We start from the raw sequence: 17,900 nt of genomic DNA, 5'->3' as shown, positions 1-17,900 counted from the left end.
AGCCTACTTTCCCGGGCCCGCCCCGCGAGCCTCGTCGTCGCCGTCCGGACCGGCCGCCGGCTCCCCGTCCGGTTCGGGTGCCGCCTCCGGTTCGGGGTCCGAGACGGCGTACGCCGCGACCCGCGCCCAGTCGCCGGACGGCGCCGCCTCCTCACCCGACCAGGCCGCCTCCTCACCCGACCGGCCCGCCTCCTCGTCGGACCGGGCCGCGCCCTCGTCGGGCGCGCCGGCACCCCCGTCGGTCCCGCCCGGCTCGTCGCCGAACCCGAGCTCCGCGGCGAGGTCCGGCTCGTCGGACCGGCCCTCGCCCCCCGACGCCTCGCCGTCCCGCACCGCGCCGTCAGAGGGCGCCGCCCCGCCCGCCGGCGCCGGGCGCCGCAGCCACGCCACCAGGTCCTCCCCGATCTCGCCGCGGCGGGCCACCATGTCCAGCTTCGCGCCCAGCAGCACGGCCGCCGCTCCCCCGCCGACCTCGCCGGCCACGAGGCCCGCGGTCACGAGCGGGTCGGCGCCGATCTCGGCGAGCCGGCCGGGTCCGACCGCTCCCGCGGCCGCGAGCTGGCCCAGCAGCACGAACACCCCGGGCACCACGACGATGCCGCCGAGCACCCAGCCGACGTCGGACCAGCGGACCAGCGACGGCTCCAGCCGGCGCCACACGAACAGGGCCGCCACGACGCCGCACCCGACCACGAGCAGGGGTGCCCAGGCGCTGACCGGGTTGGCCCAGTCCTCCCCGGGCAGCGCCCCGAGGAGCGGCACCGCGGGCAGCGGCCCGGAGACCGTGCCGAACACCGTGAAGCTGGTCCCCTCGCCCACGGCGAAGCCCGGCCCCGCAAGCCAGGCGACCGCCCAGAGCAGCAGGTTGGGCAGCAGCGCGAGCTGCGCCACGGCGAACACGATCCCGCCGGTCCAGCCCGGTTCGAGGGCGGTGACGATGTCCGACGACGTGGCCCGGCCCGCCAGCGCCCACGCCGCGACCAGCAGCGCGGCCGCGCCCGTCAGCAGCGCGACCACCACCGCGCCGCCCCGCAGCCCGAGGCGCAGCGTGGCCGGGACGAGGTCGAAGCCGGTGAGCCGCTGGGCCAGCACCTCGGCCCGCTCGCCGAGCTCGGCCGGGGTCGGCGCGTCGGGCCGCGCCAGGACGCCCAGCGCCATGCCGAGCCCGCCCATGACCAGGCCGGCCGGCAGGGCCAGGACGAGCGACCAGCCGGGGGCGCTGCCCGCGAGGGCGGCGATCGCCGTCGTGCACAGGCCGTAGGTGACGGTGCCCGCCGCCCAGGCGGGGACCGAGGTCGCGGCGAACCGCTTGGCCGAGGCGTACGTGGCGAACAGCGCGAGGGCCGCGATGCCGAGCGGCGCGAGGGTGATGGTCGCGTCGTCGGCGGTGAGCGGGACGCCGTGCCCGAGCAGCCAGAGCCCGGTGGCGACGTCGATGGCGGAGCGGACCTGGCCGCCGTCGCCCGGAAGGTCCGTCGCGGGGTCGAGCGTGGCCGTGCCCACGAGGTAGGCGACCACCGCCGGGAGGACCACGACGGCGAGGGACAGGACGAGGGCCTGCGCCGCCGAGAGCACGCCGACCACGACGTGGGAGAGCGCGAACGTCCGCTGCTCGGGGGCGGGCGGCTGCTCGACCAGGCGGCCGCGCCGCGCCGTCGGGCGGTTGCCGGCCGGACGGGCCGTGCGGGTGCCGGAGGTACGAGCGCCGGTCGTACGACCGGCCGTGCTCGGGCGGGGTGGTGCGCTCACCCGGCAATCTTCACCCGCGCCCCGCCGTCAGCCGGGGGACCTCCCTCGGCGTGGCCCGGGTGAACTTCGAGAAAAATCACGGCTGTGTATGGAGTTCGCCGTGGTATCTGGTGTAGGAACGCGGCTTTTGCGAGGGGCTCGCGCTGGTCGAGCTTGTCGAGACCTGGGTCTCGACAAGCTCGACCGACGAAGGGGCGTCAGAGCGCCTGCAGGATCTCCCGCATGAGGTCGGCGGTCTCGGACGGCGTCTTGCCGACCTTCACGCCGACGGCCTCGAGGGCCTCCTTCTTGGCGGCCGCGGTGCCGGCGGAGCCGGACACGATCGCGCCCGCGTGGCCCATCGTCTTGCCCTCGGGGGCGGTGAAGCCCGCGACGTAGCCGACGACCGGCTTGGTGACGTGCGCCTTGATGTACTCGGCGGCACGCTCCTCGGCGTCGCCGCCGATCTCGCCGATCATCACGATCGCCTTGGTCTCCGGGTCGTTCTCGAAGGCCTCGAGCGCGTCGATGTGCGTGGTGCCGACGATCGGGTCGCCGCCGATGCCGATGGCGGTCGAGAAGCCGAAGTCCTTCAGCTCGTACATCATCTGGTAGGTCAGCGTGCCCGACTTCGACACCAGGCCGATGGGGCCCTTGCCCGTGATGGTGTGCGGGGTGATGCCGGCGAGCGACTCGCCCGGGGTGATGATGCCGGGGCAGTTCGGCCCGATCATCCGGGTCTCCTTGCCCTGCAGGTACGACCACACCTCGGCGGTGTCCTGCACCGGCACGCCCTCGGTGATGACCACGAGCAGGCCGATGCCCGCGTCGATGGCCTCGATGGCCGCGTCCTTGGTGAAGGCCGGCGGCACGAAGACGACGGAGACGTCCGCGCCGGTCTCGGCCATGGCCTCCTTGACGGTGCCGAACACGGGGAGGGTCACGTCGGCCCCGTTGGCGTCCTTGTGGGTCACCGTGGTGCCGGCCTTGCGGGCGTTCACGCCGCCGACGATCGTCGCGCCGGAGTCCAGCATGAGGGCGGTGTGCTTGGCACCCATGCCGCCCGTGATGCCCTGGACGATGATCTTCGAGTCCTGGTTCAGGTAGATCGACATTGTCTTCTTGTCTCTGCTTTCGAAGTCTTCAGCGGGCGATCAGGCGGCGGCAGCCTTGGCGGCGGCGAGGTCGGCGCCACCGTCCATGGTGTCGGCGAGGGTGACGAGCGGGTGGTTGCGCTCGTTCAGGATCTGGCGGCCGAGCTCGACGTTGTTGCCGTCGAGGCGGACGACCAGCGGCTTCGACGCCTCGTCGCCGAGGATGTCGAGCGCGCCCACGATGCCGTTGGCGACCTCGTCGCAGGCGGTGATGCCGCCGAAGACGTTCACGAACACCGACTTGACCTGCGCGTCGTTCAGGATCACGTCGAGGCCGTTGGCCATGACCTGCGCGTTGGCGCCGCCACCGATGTCGAGGAAGTTGGCGGGCTTGACGCCGCCGTGCTTCTCGCCCGCGTAGGCGACGACGTCGAGGGTGGACATGACCAGACCCGCGCCGTTGCCGATGATGCCGACCTCGCCGTCGAGCTTGACATAGTTGAGGTCGTTCTCCTTGGCCTTCGCCTCCAGGGGGTCGGCCGCGGCGGAGTCCTCGAGCTCGGCGTGGTCCGCGTGGCGGAAGCCGGCGTTCTCGTCCAGCGTGACCTTGCCGTCCAGCGCCACGATCGCGCCGTCCTCGGTGCGGACCAGCGGGTTCACCTCGACCAGCGTGGCGTCCTCGGCCTTGAACACGGTCCACAGGCCCTGGATGACCTCGGCGACCTTGCCCTTGACGTCCTCGGCGAAGCCGGCGGCGTCCACGATCTCGGCGGCCTTCGCCTCGTCGATGCCCACGGCCGGGTCGACGGCGATGCGGGCCAGCGCCTCGGGCCGCTCGACGGCGAGCTGCTCGATCTCCATGCCGCCCTCGACGGAGCACATGGCGAGGTAGTTGCGGTTGGACCGGTCCAGCAGCACGGAGAAGTAGAACTCCTCGGCGATCTTGGCGCCCTGGGCGATCATCACGCGGTGCACGGTGTGACCCTTGATGTCCATGCCGAGGATCTCGCCGGCCTTCTCGGCGGCCTCTGCCGGCGAGTGGGCCAGCTTGACGCCGCCCGCCTTGCCGCGACCACCGGTCTTGACCTGGGCCTTCACGACGACAGTTCCGCCGCCCAGCTTCTCGGCGCCTTCGCGAGCCTCCTCGGGGGTCGTCGCGACAACCCCGCCCAGCACGGGGACGCCGTGCTTCTCGAAGATGTCGCGCGCCTGGTATTCGAACAGGTCCACCCTGCTGCGTCCTTCCATCGGGATGCGGCCCTCGGACGTCGTAGTCGCCCGGAGCCCGGCTGAAGCGATGTCTCGACGTCAAGACATCCCCGTACAGGGTAGCCCTGGATCGCCCGTGGTTCCGAACGAGAGCGGCGGTATTCCGGGCCTCTTCGGCGCAGGCGTGTGGCACACGTCTCGTTCGGCGATGGTTCGGCGACGGTTCGACGAGTTCTGTCAACCAGGGTTGACAATCCGTGAGGTTGTCAACCATGGTTGACGCATGACCCAGCAAGCACTCGCCGCATCCGCCGCCGGGGACGACCCGGCCGCGGGGCTGCGCGCCGTCCGGGCGATGCGTGAGCTGGCCGACCGTCTCGAGACGCTCCAGGTGGAGCGTGCGCGGCGCCTCGGCTGGTCGTGGCAGGAGATCGCCGACGCCCTCGGCGTCACCCGGCAGGCCGTGCACAAGAAGCACAACAGGAGGATCTGATGTTCGAGAGGTTCACGAAGGACGCCCGCTCCGCCGTCGTCGACGCCCAGCAGGTCGCCCGCGACGCGCACAGCGACCAGATCGACAGCCGCCACCTGCTCGTCGCCCTCGCCGAGAGCGCCGGCCCGGCCCGTGCCGCCCTGGCGGACGGCGGGGTGGACACCGCCGCCCTGGTCGAGGAGGGCCGCGCCCGGATCGCCGCGGGCGACGCGCTCGACCCGGCCGCGCTGGCCGCCGTCGGCATCGACCTCGACGAGGTGACGCGCGCCACCGAGGCCACCTTCGGCGAGGGTGCGCTCGCCCGGGCCGGGCGCACCCTGCGCGGCCGCCGCAAGCACATCCCGTTCACCCCGGACGCCAAGAAGTCGCTGGAGCTCGCACTCCGCGAGGCGATCCGCCTCGGCTCCAAGGAGATCCACGGCGGGCACCTCCTGCTCGGCCTCACCCGGGCCGAGTCCCCGGCCCGCGGCATCCTGTCCGACGTCGGAGCGGACCTCGACCGGGTCCGGCACCTCGCGGAGGGGTCGGGCAGGGCGGCGTAGCCGCGACGTCGACCGCACGCCCCGCGCCCCCTTCCGGGGCGCGGGGCGTGGCCGTTGCCTGCCACCTGTCCGGAGTTGGCCAGGAAATGGCGATGCCGTTACACGGGGGAAACCCAGCGCCCCGCGTCCGGGGGTTAGGAAATGGGCACACCACTGTCGAAAGGGACACCTGTGTTCACCATCTCCACCCGCGCCGGGGCGTTCGTCGCCGCCGGCGTGGCCGCGGCCCTGGCCGTCGGGTCCGCGACGGCGTCCGCCGCGGCGCCCGCGCACCCCGGCGGCCCGGTGCCGCCGGGCGGCACCGCCGTCGCCCTCCCGCCCTCGGCGGCGGGATCGCGCAGCGTCACCCTGATCACCGGCGACACCGTCACCGTCACGACGGCGGCGGACGGCACCAGCGTCACGAACGTCACCGGCCCCGGCGGGACGACGTCGTCCTTCCACCGCACCGAGCGCGACGGCAGCACGTTCGTCTACCCGGACGCCGCCCTGCCCTACGTGACGGCAGGCACCCTCGACGACCGCCTGTTCGACGTCACGAAGCTCCTCGCGAACGGCTACGACGACGCGAGCACCGACAGCCTGCCGCTGATCGTCCGCTACACGGACGCCGCGGCCCGGTCCCGCGGCACCACGCCGCTCGACGGGTCGGACGTCGTGCGCGCGCTGCCCAGCGTGGACGGCGCCGCCGTGACGCAGGACCGCGACGAGGCGGCCGACTTCTGGGCCGCCCTGACGGAGGGCTCGGCGACGGCCGGTGCTCGCGACGCCGCCCGCACCACCGGCGGCGCCCCCGCGTTCGCCGGCGGCATCGAGAAGATCTGGCTCGACGGCCCGGTCACCGCCGACCTCGCCGAGTCGACCGCCCAGATCGGCGCGCCCGACGTCTGGGCCGACGGCAACACCGGCGCGGGCGTGGACGTCGCGGTGCTCGACACGGGCATCGACCCGACGCACCCCGACCTGGCCGACCAGGTCGCCGACGCGGCCAACTTCGTCGAGCCCGAGAACTACATCGAGGACTACCAGGGCCACGGCACGCACGTCGCCTCGACGATCGCCGGCACCGGCGCGGCCTCCGACGGGCTGGAGCGGGGCGTCGCCCCCGGCGCGCGGCTGCACGTGGGCCGGGTGCTCGACAGCAACGGGCGCGGCCAGGAGTCCTGGATCATCGCCGGCATGGAGTGGGCCGCGCGCGACCAGGACGCCCGCATCGTCAGCATGAGCCTGGGCGGCGACCCCGCCGGGGCCGACGACCCGATGGCGACGGCCGTGGACGAGCTCACCGCCGAGACGGGCGCGCTGTTCGTCGTCGCCGCCGGCAACAGCGGCCCGCACACCGTCGGCACCCCCGCCCTGGCCGACTCGGCCCTCGCCGTGGGCGCCGTCGACGCCACCGACACCCTGGCGGACTTCTCCAGCACCGGCCCCGCGCTCGGCGGCGGGATCAAGCCGGAGATCACCGCGCCCGGCGTCGACGTGCTCGCGGCCCGCTCGCAGCTCGTGCGCGGCTCCGGGATGTACACGACGATGAGCGGCACCTCGATGGCGACCCCGCACGTGGCGGGCACCGCGGCACTCGTCGCGGCGGCCCACCCCGACTGGACGGCGGAGCAGATCAAGGAGGCGATCGTCAGCACCGCCGTGCCGACCCCCGCCTACACCCCCTACGAGGCCGGCAGCGGCCGCCTCGACGCGTCCGCGGCCGTGGCGACGACCGTGTTCGGCACCGCGAGCGCCGGGTTCGGCTTCCACACGTTCGACGAGGGCATGGACGAGCCGGCGTCGAAGCCGATCACGTACACGAACGAGGGTGACACCCCGGTCGACCTGCACCTCGCGGTCGACGGCGCGGTCCCGGCGGACTTCCTCACGCTGTCGTCGGACACGGTGACCGTGCCCGCGCAGGGTACGGCGTCGGTGGAGCTCACCGCGGACCTCTCGCTGCTCCCGGCGGAGGTCGACCTGAGCGCCACGGTCGTGGCGACGGACGACACCGGCGAGGTGCGGGCGCGCACCCTGACGGGCGCGACCCGGGAGGGGCAGCGCCAGGAGCTGACGCTCACGGTGATCGGCGACGACGGGCAGCCCGCGGTCGGCAAGGTGCTGGTGACGTCGGACGAGATCTTCTCCGCAGCGGACCTGGACGAGAACGGCTCGGCCGTGCTGCGGATGCCGGTGGGCAGCTACAGCGGCTGGCTGTCGGTGGACGTCGAGGGCGCGCACGGGCCGGGTTCGCTCGGCACGGCACTCCTGAGCTTCGTGGACGTGGACCTGAGCCAGGACCGGTCGGTGGTGCTGGACGCCCGCAAGGTGGTCCAGGTCCAGGCGGAGGTGCCGCAGGACACGGACCCGGGCGCCATGCGCCTGGACGTGATCCGGCAGTTCCCGAACGGCGGGTACACGGCGAGCTCCATGTTCCCCCCGGGTGAGTACGACAGCCTGTGGGCGCTGCCCACGGGCAAGAAGGTCACCGAGGGCCTGTTCGAGTTCGGGGCACAGTTCCGGTTGGAGCAGCCCGCCCTCACGGTGCTCGCGGGTCGGGGCGGCTTCGACGGCCTGGACGACCTGCGGGTCAAGCGGGCGGCGACGCCGCTGCCGGCGGGGAAGCGCACGCTCCGGGTGGTCGAGGTCGAGGGCGCGTCCGACCTGTCCGACCTGGCGCGGCACGGGAACGGGCACGGCCTGAAGGACACGGCCGTCGTCGTGCACGCCGGCGACACGCGGGAGATCGGTGCGCTGGCACAGACCGCGGCCGACGCCGGGGCACGCCTGCTGCTCGTGGTGCACGACGGCGCCGGGCGGCTGGCGCCGTGGGACGAGGCGCCGTGGATCCCGGGCGAGCCCGCTCCGCTCACGGTCGCGACGCTCACGTCCGGGCAGGGCGCGGAGCTGCTGCGGTCGCTGGACGCACGGCGGCCGGAGGTCACGGTCTCGTCGCACCCCACGACCGAGTACACCTACGACGTGGTGCACCACTGGACCGGCGCCGTGCCGGCCCGGCCGATGTGGACCGCGGACAAGGGCGACCTGGCCCGCGTGAACATGTCGTTCCGCAACTACCGCCAGGGTCCCGCGCTGGAGGCCCGGTTCGACGTCTGGCACGGCTGGACGGCGGGCAACCAGCTCGTCGCGACCGCGCAGGGTGAGCGGACCGACTGGGTCGCGGGCGGTGTGGCGTGGATGCAGAGCGCGTACCTGCCCGGCGAGCTGGGGCAGTCGAACGTCGACGTGCTGGAGTACCAGGCCCGGACGACCAGCGACGTGACGTGGTTCGGTCCCGTCCTGCGCCCCCGCATGGGGCTGGGCGCCCAGCCGATCCGCTACCTGGACCAGATGTACGTCCCGGTCCCGGGCTGGGGTGACTCGGGCAGCGGGCACATCGGCACCACGGGCGGCGGCAACTTCGAGGTCCGTAACCGGGCGACGCTCTACCAGGGCGACACCGAGCTCCTCTGGGGCAACGCCGAGTTCCTGCCCGTGAACGGCGGGCTGCCCGCCGAGCGGCTGCCGTACCGCGTGGTGGCCGACAACGACCGCGCCGACTGGGCGGGGCCGTACTCGACGCACACGCACACCGAGTGGGACTTCACGTCGGAGGCGAGCGGGCCGGACGCCGTCGAGCCGCTGCCGCTGATCCAGCTCGACTACGACGTGGACACCGACCTGGCGGGCCGTGCCGCGCGCACCGCCCGGCTGACGGTGACGCCGTCGCACCTGCCCGGGATCGAGGCCCGGGTCGGGCGGCCCACGGTCGAGGTGTCGTTCGACGACGGCGCGACCTGGAAGCGGCTCGACCTGACGCGGGACCGGCAGACGCACGGGCCGGACGCCTGGTCGGCCTGGCTGTCGGCGCCGCGGGGCGCGCAGTTCGCGACGCTGCGCACCGTCGTCGAGGACGGCGACGGCAACCGGGTGTCGCAGACGCTGACGAGGGCGTTCGGGCTGCGCTGACGCCTGTCCGACCCTGATCGGCTCCCCTTTGAGGCCCGGGTTTCTTCGCTCTCAGCGTGCTGAGAGCGAAGAAACCCGGGCCTCAAAAGCGTGTCCGTCCGGGCCTGTCGCGGTCGTGGACTTTCGCCCGGTTGGTCCGGGATGCACCGCTACGATCGTGCGCCATGAAGCATGCCCGTACCGGCGGACCCGACATCGCGTTCCGGGTCGGCCGCCGCGTCGTCTCGGCCGTCGCCGACGACATGTCGACGATGCAGCGCGTCGGCGCCGGCGTCGTCGCCGCCCTCGTGGCCGTCTCCCCGTTCGGGGCGTGGAACAAGGTCGAGGCGCAGGCGGACCCGATCGTGGCGGGGACGGCGGTCGAGGTGGGCCCGTTCGACGTCACGGTGCTGCGAGCCGTGCTGGCCGACGAGCTCGGCAGCCTCGTGCCCGCGCCGGGGAACCACATGTTCGCCGTGGTCGCGGACGTCGTGAACACCGGCGACGTGCCCGAGCTGAGCTCGACGCTGGGCAACGCCGTCCCCGCCCCCGAGGGCGTGGGCATCGTGGCGCTGGACCCGTTCGCGGGCCTCGACACGGACGCGAGCGCCGACCCGTCCGTCGACCCGTCCGCCGGCAGCGACGAGGCCGAGGATGCCGAGGAGGCCGAGCTGCCGTCCGCGACCATCCTCAACGTGAAGGACGCGACCAGCACCCGCGTCCTCAACCCGGGCGTGACCTACCAGATCGCGCTGATCTGGGAGCAGAGCGGCGAGTGGACGGGCGACGAGATCCCGCTCCGGGTGCTGGAGCTGGCCTGGATCGACGAGAGCCGGCTGAGCCTGGACAACGGGTACTGGCTGCCCGCGGACCTCGCGTTCGAAGGCCCGATCAAGGTCAAGGACAACCGGGGCATGAGCGAGGAGGGTCAGGCGTGAGGCACGGACGGCGCCGGATCACGTGGCAGGGCTCGGCCCTGGTCGTCGGCGGGGTGGTCGCGGGCTGCGCGCTCGTCACCGCCGTGCCGCAGGAGACCGTGGTGGAGACGCCGTTCCTCGTCGAGGGCGCGGTCGGCGAGACGCTCGACCTGACCTACGCGGACCTCACGGTGACCGACGTGCGCGTCGCCGATACCGTGGAGAGCTTCTCGGAGACCGCCCTGGCGAACGGCACGTTCGTGGTGGTCGACGTGACCTGGCGGGCCACGCAGGGCGCGACCGCCTTCCGGGGCGCCGAGATCACCGACGCCGACGGCCGCCGGTTCTGGCCCACCGACCAGGCCGAGTGCTCGCTGACGGCCAACGCCCAACCCGGGTACGCGTGGCGCGTCACCTACTGCTTCGACGTGCCGCAGGACGCGCTCGCGGGGGCGACGGTGCGGCTGGCGCGCGGCGGCCAGACCGAGGACCACGCCGAGCAGCGGCGGGACGCCGCCGGCGTCGTCGACCTGGGCATCTCGGCCCAGCAGGCGAAGGAGCTGTGGGCGGCCACCGACACGGTGCAGACGGAGGCGCCGGGCTACGCCACGGCGAGCGCGGGAGGGAGTGCGGGATGACGACGCTGGTGACCCAGGCGGCGCCGGGGCCGGGTTCGTACGAGGGCCCCGGTCAGGGCGCGCACCTGGGCGGGGCGCCGAGCCTGCGGCCGGGCCTGCTGCCCGGTTCCGTGCCGCCCGACGTCCCCCGGGCCGGGCGGCCCCGGGGCTGGTGGCGGCGCAACGCCGTCTGGCTGGTGCTGCTGCCGCTCGCGCTCGTGGTGGCCACGGGGGCGACGTCGTTCCGGGTGGTGGCCTACTGGTGGCCGGACGGCCTGCACTACGAGTCCCAGCGGGTCGCGCTGGGCGAGCCGGCGCACCTGGAGAACGAGTACTTCGACATGGGGCTCGACGTGCCGGAGCGCGCCGACACCTGGGTGGTGCGCGAGATCGACGCGACGGTGACCGGCGTCGAGCAGGTGGACGAGCTGCCCGAGCCGGCCTACGGCCTGCCCGTGGTGATCCCCGAGGGGTCGGTCGCGTACGAGGTGCGGCTGCACCTCGCGGCCGAGCCGCAGACCGACCTGTCGCTGTGCCAGGTCGCCCTCGTGGCCGACGACGGCACCCGGTACGGGGAGTCGACGCCGGACGTGCTGGGTCTCAACAAGCGGTGCTCGACGCCCGACACCGAGGGGTTCGTGAGCGAGCAGCCCGAGTGGGACGTCAGCTCGTACATGCTCGTGGATCCCGACGCGACGATCACCGAGGTCCGGCTGTCGCTCGGGGGCCCGGACTACGTCACGGTCGAGCTGCCCTAGCGAGCGGGGCCGTCGAGCTGCCCTGGCGAGCGGCCGCCGGGACCGCGCGGTTCCCGGCCACGGGGGTCGCGTCGTCGTCCAGCTCGCGGACCGCCAGGCCGCGCTCGACCAGCACCTCGACCGTCGCCGCGATCAGCACGGCGGCCAGGGTCAGGGAGACGACGAGCCCCGCGGCGGCCTCGAAGGGGCTGAACGCGAGCCACGCGTTGGTCTCGACGGGACCGGTGACGGCGCGCACGAGCCAGCCGACGGCGTGCGGGGCCCGCATCACCACGAGGTAGCCCAGGCAGAAGACCAGCATGGGGCCGAGGCCGCCGTGCACGATCATCTTCAGCCCGTTCCACAGGGCGGAGAAGCGGGCGCGCAGGTCCTCGGTGAGCGACTCCAGGAGCGACCGCAGCCCGGCCGGGATCCAGGTCATGCGGTCGAGCCAGCGGTGCTCGCTGGACGGCGGCTCCATGAGCTTGTGCCCCAGCACCACGGCGCCGATGGCGAGCCAGGCGAGGGGCGCGACCAGGACGACGTCGAGCGACTCGAGCACGGTGACGAAGCCGTCCGCGACGAAGGCCGCGGCGTCGTTGCCGGCCTCCCCCACGCTCTCCTGCGCCGCGCCGACGGTACCGACGGCCGCCGCCACGAGCTCCCGGTCCGCCGCGATGTTCCACAGCCCCAGCTCGATGGACTCGACCTGCTTGGCGACCTGGCTGGTCCAGTAGATCTCGAGGCAGCCGCCGAGCACCGCGATGCCGAGGAACTGGAGCTTGCCCTCGAGCCGACCGAGCAGCCAGCGCAGCACGAAGGCCCCGGCCACGATCGCGACGACGGTCCAGCCGGACCAGACGCCGAGGCGGGACATGAAGTCGACGCCCTCCGCGCTGAACAGGTCGTTGAACAGCTCGTCGGCCGCCGCCTCGTTGGTGAACCTCAGCTGGTCGGCGTCCATGAGGCCCTCGACCTCGTAGACCACCAGGAACGGCACCAGCACGGACAGCGCGATGTCGATGAGGCGCCGCTCGCGGCGCTCCGACGGCATCATCGGGGCCCGGCGGGTGGGCAGCATGCCGGGGATCGCCGCCTGAGCGGCGCGCTCCCGGCGGCCGAGGTCGTGGCCGCCCAGGCCCGGCAGGCTGTTCCGGCAGACCCACAGCATCCCGACCACCGGCACGAGGTACCCGAGCGGGCTGAGGATCAGCAGGAGCTGCGCCACGAACGAGTTCCACTGGCTCAGCTCGACCGCACCCCACATCGCGCCGTTCCGGACGGCGACGCCGAGCAGGCCGAGCGTCAGGAGCGCGGGCCAGTGCGCCACGAACAGGCGACCCGCGGAGACCAGGATCCTCATGGCGACACATAGTGGCCTAAAGCGGGCACGGTGCGCCAAGCCGTGTCACGACCGCGCGCCCGGTGCCGCTTGGGCGTCACTCGGTGCTCCTTGAGCGTCATTCCAGTGCCGCGAAGGACTCCTCGACCAGGTCGGTGTAGGCCTCGACGCCCTCGAGGTTCGGGTGCGTGGCGTCGGCGTGCAGCAGGCCGGGATGCTCGTCGACCAGCGTGTGCCAGTCGGCGACCGCGACGTTCTCGCGGCCCGCGGCGACCTGGTCGAGGGTCTTGTTCGCGTCCGGCACCCAGTAGCTGATCCCGACGCTGTTGACGAGCACCACGCGGCGGTCGGGCCCGATCATGTCGAGCACGTGCCGTGCGGCGTCGGCCGAACCCTCGAGCTGGAAGCCCGCGTTGGTGCCGAAGTTCAGCAGCACCGTCTGGCGCAGGCGGCCCTCGCGCTTCGCCGTGCGGATCATCCGCTCGGCGTCGAGCCAGTCCGTGCTCACCACACCCTCGACCTGGGCGCGCGGGTAGCGGGCGAGGATCGCCGGCGCGGCGGCGGCCAGCACGGAGTCGCCGAAGGCGGAGACCTGGGCGCCCTCCCGCGCCCCGAACGGCAGGGATTCCGGCACCGACCCGCCGGTGCGTGACGCCGGGGCGGGCTCGCCCGCGCCGTCGGCCGCCGGGGTGGCCGTGCCCCGCCCGGCGGCAGCCTGCGCCGCCGCCGCGGCCTGCCCTGCCGCTGCCTGCCCTGCCGCTGCCTGGACCCCGGCGGCGATGGCGAGCTCGGTCGCCGTCCGGCCGGGGGCCGACGTGACCGCCGCGCCCGTCCCGACCAGGGCGAGCACCGCGACCACCACGGCGGCCTTCGGCACGACGGCGGCGGTGCGCACCGCGCCGAGCAGCGCCCGGAACGCGCCCCGGAAGCCGAGCCGGCGCACCGGCGTCTCCACCCACCGGTACGACGCCGCCGCGAGCACGGCGGTCAACGCCACGGTCAGGCCGGTGCCGACGCCCCACCACGCCGTCCCGGGCTGCGCGCCGACCGCGGCCGTGACGACGCAGGCGACCGGCCAGTGCCACAGGTAGATCCCGTACGACCGCTCTCCCACCCAGCGCAGCGCCGGCGCCTCCAGCGCAGCGGTGAACCAGGTGGGCTCCGCCCGGGCCGCCCCGCACGCCTGCACCAGGACGAGGGCGAGCAGCGAGGCGGCCAGCAGCCCGAGCGGGTAGGTGAGCGGCGAGTCGCTGCGCAGCAGCAGGAACAGGGCGACCAGCCCGGCGAGCGCGAGGGGCGGCAGCACGCGGGCCCGCGCGCCCCGGAGCGCCGGGCCGGCCTTGGCCCAGCGCAGCGTCACCGCCGCCCCCAGGAGCAGGCCGAACGCGTGGGTGTCGGTGCCGTAGTAGACACGGGTCGGGTCCACGCCGGTCCCGTACGCGGGCATGAGCAGGAGCGCCATGGCCGCCGCCGACAGGAGCGCACCCGCGACCACGATCCGCACCCGCCAGGCGGCCGAGCGCACGGTGATCAGCAGGAGCACCAGCAGCACCGGCCACGCCAGGTAGAACTGCTCCTCGATGGCCAGCGACCACAGGATGCGCAGCAGCTCCGGCTGGGCCTCGTCGAAGTAGTCGGTGCCCGCGGCGATCTCCACCCAGTTGGTGCTGAACGTCACCGCCCCTAGGAGCTGGCGCCCGATGCCGACCGTGAGGTCCGGCTCCACGAGCCGCGCCACGGGGATACTCGTGACGAGCACCAGCGCGAGGGCGGGCAGCAGCCGGCGAGCCCGGCGTACCCAGAAGCGCGGCAGCCGGATCCAGCTCGTGCCCGCGACCTCGCGCAGCAGCAGCGTGGTGATGAGAAAGCCGCTGACCACGAAGAACACGTCCACGCCCAGGAACCCGCCCGGCACCCACGCGGGCGCCAGGTGGAACGCGACGACGGCGACCACCGCGACGGCCCGCAGCCCGTCGAGGCCGGGGATCCGGGGGCCGTGCGCCGCCGCCGGACCGGCTCCGGGCCGCCGGAGCGTTTCGGGGTTGGCCGGGTTGGACGGGCCGGCCGGGTTGGCCGCCGGGGCTGCGGGGACTGTGCCGGTCCCGGCGACCAGACCGGGCCGGGCGTCGTCGGTCAGGACCATGAGCGGACGGTACCGAACCTGCGCAGACCGAAAAAGTCCGGAATGTGAAGCCCGTCCCGCCGACAGTCTCCTTTGAGGCCCGGGTTTCTTCGCTTTGGCAAGGCTCAAAGCGAAGAAACCCGGGCCTCAAAGGGAAGGGGCAGGGCACAACTCGGGCAGGGCACAACTCGGGCAGGGCACAACTCGGGCAGGGCACAACTCGGGCAGGGCACAACTCGGGCAGGGCACAGCTCGCGCCGGACGCAGCTCGCGCCGGACGCAGCTCGCGCCGGACGCAGCTCGCGCCGGACGCAGCTCGGGCCGGGCACAGCTCGCGCCGGCTGCCCGGCCCCGCCGCCTCAGAGCTTCGTGACCGCCGTGTACTTCAGCGCGATGCGCTTGGTCCCGTTGGTGCCGAAGTCGATCTTGACCACGGCGTTGGCCTCGACGTCCACGACGGTACCCAGGCCGTAGGAGTCGTGCGTCACGCGGTCGCCGATCTCCAGGCTGGGGATGTCCTTCTGCACGTTGATGCCGCCGAACCCGCCCGTGGCACCCGCCTTCTTCTGCGGCGAGAACGGGTTGGCCTGCCCGCTGCCCGACGACGACGTGGTGCCGCCGCGCGCGGACCCCGACCGGCCCGAGGACCACGAGGAACCGGAGCCCTGACCGCGCCCGCCCGAACCCGAGCGTCCGCCGGAGCCGTACCCGCCGGAACCGTACCCGCCGCTCCAGCCGCCCCGGCCGGCACGGATCGCGGCCGTCGACGACTCGCGCCGCCGCCAGTCCCACAGCTCCTCAGGGACCTCCTGCAGGAACCGGCTCTCCGGGAACTCGTTCGCCATGCCGAAGGCCGCGCGCACCGACGACCGCGTGATGTACAGCCGCTCGCGCGCCCGCGTGATGCCCACGTAGGCCAGCCGGCGCTCCTCGGCGAGCTCCGTGTCGTCGTGCAGCGAGCGCATGTGCGGGAACGTGCCGTCCTCCATGCCGGTGAGGAAGACGACCGGGAACTCCAGGCCCTTGGCCGTGTGCAGCGTCATGAGCGTGACGACGCCCTGGTTCTCCTTGGGCGCCTCCTCCGCCGCGCCGTCGGCCACGTCCTCGTCGGGGATCTGGTCGCTGTCCGCGACCAGCGAGACCCGCTCCAGGAAGTCCGCGAGCGAGCCCTCCGGGTCGGTCTCGCCGAAGTCGACGGCGACGGCGTGCAGCTCGGCCAGGTTCTCGACGCGGCCCTCGTCCTGCGGGTCCTCGCTGGCGCGCAGCTCGGCGAGGTAGCCGGTGCGGTCGAGCACCGCGCCGAGCACCACGGCCGGCGCCGCGCCGTCGTCGACCAGGCCGCGCAGCTCGCGCATGAGGTCGCGGAAGGCGAGCAGCGGCTTGAGCGAGCGGTTGGTCATGCCGGGGATCTCGTCGGCCCGCTCCAGGGCGGCGCCGAACGAGATGCGCTCGCGCTCCGCGAACGACGCCACGAGCGACTCCGCGCGGTCGCCGAGCCCGCGCTTGGGCACGTTGAGGATGCGGCGCAGGTTCACGTCGTCGTCCTCGTTGGCCAGCGCGCGCAGGTAGGCGACGGCGTCCTTGACCTCGCGGCGCTCGTAGAACCGGGTGCCGCCCACCACCTTGTACGGCAGGCCGACGCGGACCAGCACCTCCTCGAGCGCACGCGACTGCGCGTTGGTGCGGTAGAAGATCGCGACGTCGCCGGGGCGCACGCCGTCGCTGTCGCCGAGCCTGTCGATCTCGTCGGCGACGAACCGGGCCTCCTGGTGCTCGTCGTCCGCGACGTAGCCCACGATCTTGGCCCCGGCGCCCGAGTCGGTCCACAGGCGCTTGGGCGTGCGGCCGGCGTTGCGGGAGATCACCGCGTTGGCGGCGCTCAGGATGTTCTGCGTGGAGCGGTAGTTCTGCTCCAGCAGGATGGTGGTGGCGTCCGGGTAGTCCTTCTCGAACTCCAGGATGTTGCGGATCGTGGCGCCGCGGAACGCGTAGATGGACTGGTCGGAGTCGCCCACCACGGTCAGCTCGGCCGGGTCGAGACCGGAGTCGTCGTCGGCCCCCACCCCGGCCAGCTCCCGGACCAGCGTGTACTGCGCGTGGTTGGTGTCCTGGTACTCGTCGACCATGATGTGCCGGAACCGGCGGCGGTAGTGCTCCGCGACGTTCGGGAACGCCTGGAGCAGGTTCACCGTGGTCATGATGATGTCGTCGAAGTCCAGGGCGTTCGCCTGGGCCAGGCGCGCCTGGTAGCGCGTGTAGACGTCGGCCAGCACCTGGTCGAACTTCGGCACGGCGGTGTTGCGCTCGTCGGCCGACTGCCCGCCCCACGGCCGCCGGATGCCGCCCGCCGCCGCGGCCGCGGACTCCGCCTGCGCCTCCTGCTCCGCGTACGCCACGGCCTGCCGCGCGTAGGACTCGGGGTCGATCAGCTCGTTCTTCAGGTCGCTGATCTTGTTCGACAGCCCGCGCGCCGGGTACTTCTTGGGGTCGAGGTTGAGCTCGCGCGTGACCAGCGTGATGAGGCGCTGGCTGTCCGCGGCGTCGTAGATGCTGAAGCTCGACCGCAGCCCGAGCGTGGTCGCCTCCCGGCGCAGGATGCGCACGCACGCCGAGTGGAACGTGGACACCCACATGCGGTTCGCGGCGGGGCCCACCAGGCCCTCGACGCGCTCGCGCATCTCGGCCGCGGCCTTGTTGGTGAACGTGATCGCCAGGATCTCGCCCGCCCGCGCCCGGCCCGTGGCCAGCAGGTAGGCGATGCGGTGCGTGAGCACCCGCGTCTTGCCCGACCCGGCGCCGGCCACGATGAGCAGCTGCCCGCCCTCGTGCACCACGGCGGCGCGCTGCTGGGGGTTGAGGCCGTCGAGCAGCTCGTCGGGGTCGAGGTGCGCGTAGGCGCCGCGGGCGCGCGGCGCCTCCGACTCGTGCGGCAGGCCTGCCAGCCAGTCCGGCTCCGCGGGCACGGCCGCCTCGCCGGGGTCGCCGCCGTCCGGCACGTCGTCCCAGCGCGGGGCGGTGCGCGGCAGGCGCGCCTCGTCACCCGGCGCCGCCGGGTCGAGGCCGGGCAGGGAGAGGCTGTCGAAGAGGGAAGTCATCGCCCCTAAGCCTAGGCGGGCTCACCGACACTGCCGACGGGCCGCGCGGCGGACCGGCGACCCCGGGGCCG

The 17,900-nt window shown here is 73.7% G+C and carries 12 protein-coding genes; 6 read left to right on the top strand and 6 right to left on the bottom strand.

The window, feature by feature from the left end:
• Positions 1-3: 3 nt before the first annotated feature.
• The 3 genes from ACH45N_RS05375 to sucC form a co-directional block, all read right to left on the bottom strand.
• Positions 4-1,749 (bottom strand): DUF6350 family protein, encoded by a 1,746-nt coding sequence (locus tag ACH45N_RS05375; RefSeq protein ID WP_397391850.1) that lies wholly within the window; start codon positions 1,747-1,749, stop codon positions 4-6.
• 197 nt (positions 1,750-1,946) lie between these two features.
• On the bottom strand, positions 1,947-2,843 hold the full coding sequence (gene sucD / locus ACH45N_RS05370; RefSeq protein WP_397391848.1) for a succinate--CoA ligase subunit alpha: 897 nt from the start codon (positions 2,841-2,843) through the stop codon (positions 1,947-1,949).
• A 39-nt stretch (positions 2,844-2,882) separates the two neighbouring features.
• Positions 2,883-4,052: an ADP-forming succinate--CoA ligase subunit beta gene (gene sucC / locus ACH45N_RS05365; protein WP_397391846.1), complete on the bottom strand. Its 1,170-nt coding sequence runs from the start codon at positions 4,050-4,052 to the stop codon at positions 2,883-2,885.
• 262 nt (positions 4,053-4,314) lie between these two features.
• On the opposite strand from sucC, the gene ACH45N_RS05360 reads away from it, so the two are divergent.
• From ACH45N_RS05360 to ACH45N_RS05335, 6 genes are all read left to right on the top strand, one after another.
• The gene (locus ACH45N_RS05360) at positions 4,315-4,524 is read left to right on the top strand and encodes an RNA polymerase subunit sigma-70 (protein WP_397391844.1); all 210 of its coding nucleotides are present in this window, start codon (positions 4,315-4,317) and stop codon (positions 4,522-4,524) included.
• On the top strand, positions 4,524-5,066 hold the full coding sequence (locus ACH45N_RS05355) for a Clp protease N-terminal domain-containing protein (protein WP_397391842.1): 543 nt from the start codon (positions 4,524-4,526) through the stop codon (positions 5,064-5,066). Before ACH45N_RS05360 ends, ACH45N_RS05355 begins: the two co-directional genes overlap by 1 nt.
• Positions 5,067-5,237: 171 nt before the next feature.
• Positions 5,238-9,020, top strand: a complete 3,783-nt coding sequence (locus ACH45N_RS05350; protein WP_397391840.1) for a S8 family peptidase — start codon at positions 5,238-5,240, stop codon at positions 9,018-9,020.
• A gap of 164 nt (positions 9,021-9,184) precedes the next feature.
• Positions 9,185-9,937, top strand: coding sequence for a hypothetical protein (locus ACH45N_RS05345; protein ID WP_397391838.1), 753 nt, complete (start codon positions 9,185-9,187; stop codon positions 9,935-9,937).
• Complete coding sequence (locus ACH45N_RS05340; protein WP_397391836.1) at positions 9,934-10,554, top strand: hypothetical protein; 621 nt, start codon at positions 9,934-9,936, stop codon at positions 10,552-10,554. The genes ACH45N_RS05345 and ACH45N_RS05340 overlap by 4 nt, the downstream gene beginning before the upstream one ends.
• Positions 10,551-11,291 carry a hypothetical protein gene (locus tag ACH45N_RS05335; RefSeq protein WP_397391834.1) on the top strand — a complete coding sequence of 247 codons (741 nt, stop codon included), beginning with the start codon at positions 10,551-10,553 and terminating at the stop codon, positions 11,289-11,291. Before ACH45N_RS05340 ends, ACH45N_RS05335 begins: the two co-directional genes overlap by 4 nt.
• Here ACH45N_RS05335 and ACH45N_RS05330 read toward each other — a convergent pair.
• The 3 genes from ACH45N_RS05330 to ACH45N_RS05320 form a co-directional block, all read right to left on the bottom strand.
• Positions 11,272-12,633 carry a hypothetical protein gene (locus ACH45N_RS05330; protein WP_397391832.1) on the bottom strand — a complete coding sequence of 454 codons (1,362 nt, stop codon included), beginning with the start codon at positions 12,631-12,633 and terminating at the stop codon, positions 11,272-11,274. The two genes, ACH45N_RS05335 and ACH45N_RS05330, sit on opposite strands and share 20 nt — an antisense overlap.
• 97 nt (positions 12,634-12,730) lie before the next feature.
• On the bottom strand, positions 12,731-14,755 hold the full coding sequence (locus ACH45N_RS05325; protein ID WP_397391830.1) for an acyltransferase family protein: 2,025 nt from the start codon (positions 14,753-14,755) through the stop codon (positions 12,731-12,733).
• 338 nt (positions 14,756-15,093) lie between these two features.
• The gene (locus ACH45N_RS05320; RefSeq protein WP_397391828.1) at positions 15,094-17,829 is read right to left on the bottom strand and encodes a UvrD-helicase domain-containing protein; all 2,736 of its coding nucleotides are present in this window, start codon (positions 17,827-17,829) and stop codon (positions 15,094-15,096) included.
• Between the last annotated feature and the right edge of the window lie 71 nt (positions 17,830-17,900).

Origin of the sequence: Promicromonospora sp. NPDC019610 (assembly GCF_044389365.1) — a bacterium.
Classification (GTDB): domain Bacteria; phylum Actinomycetota; class Actinomycetes; order Actinomycetales; family Cellulomonadaceae; genus Promicromonospora.
This window is presented reverse-complemented; position numbering and strand designations above follow the sequence as displayed.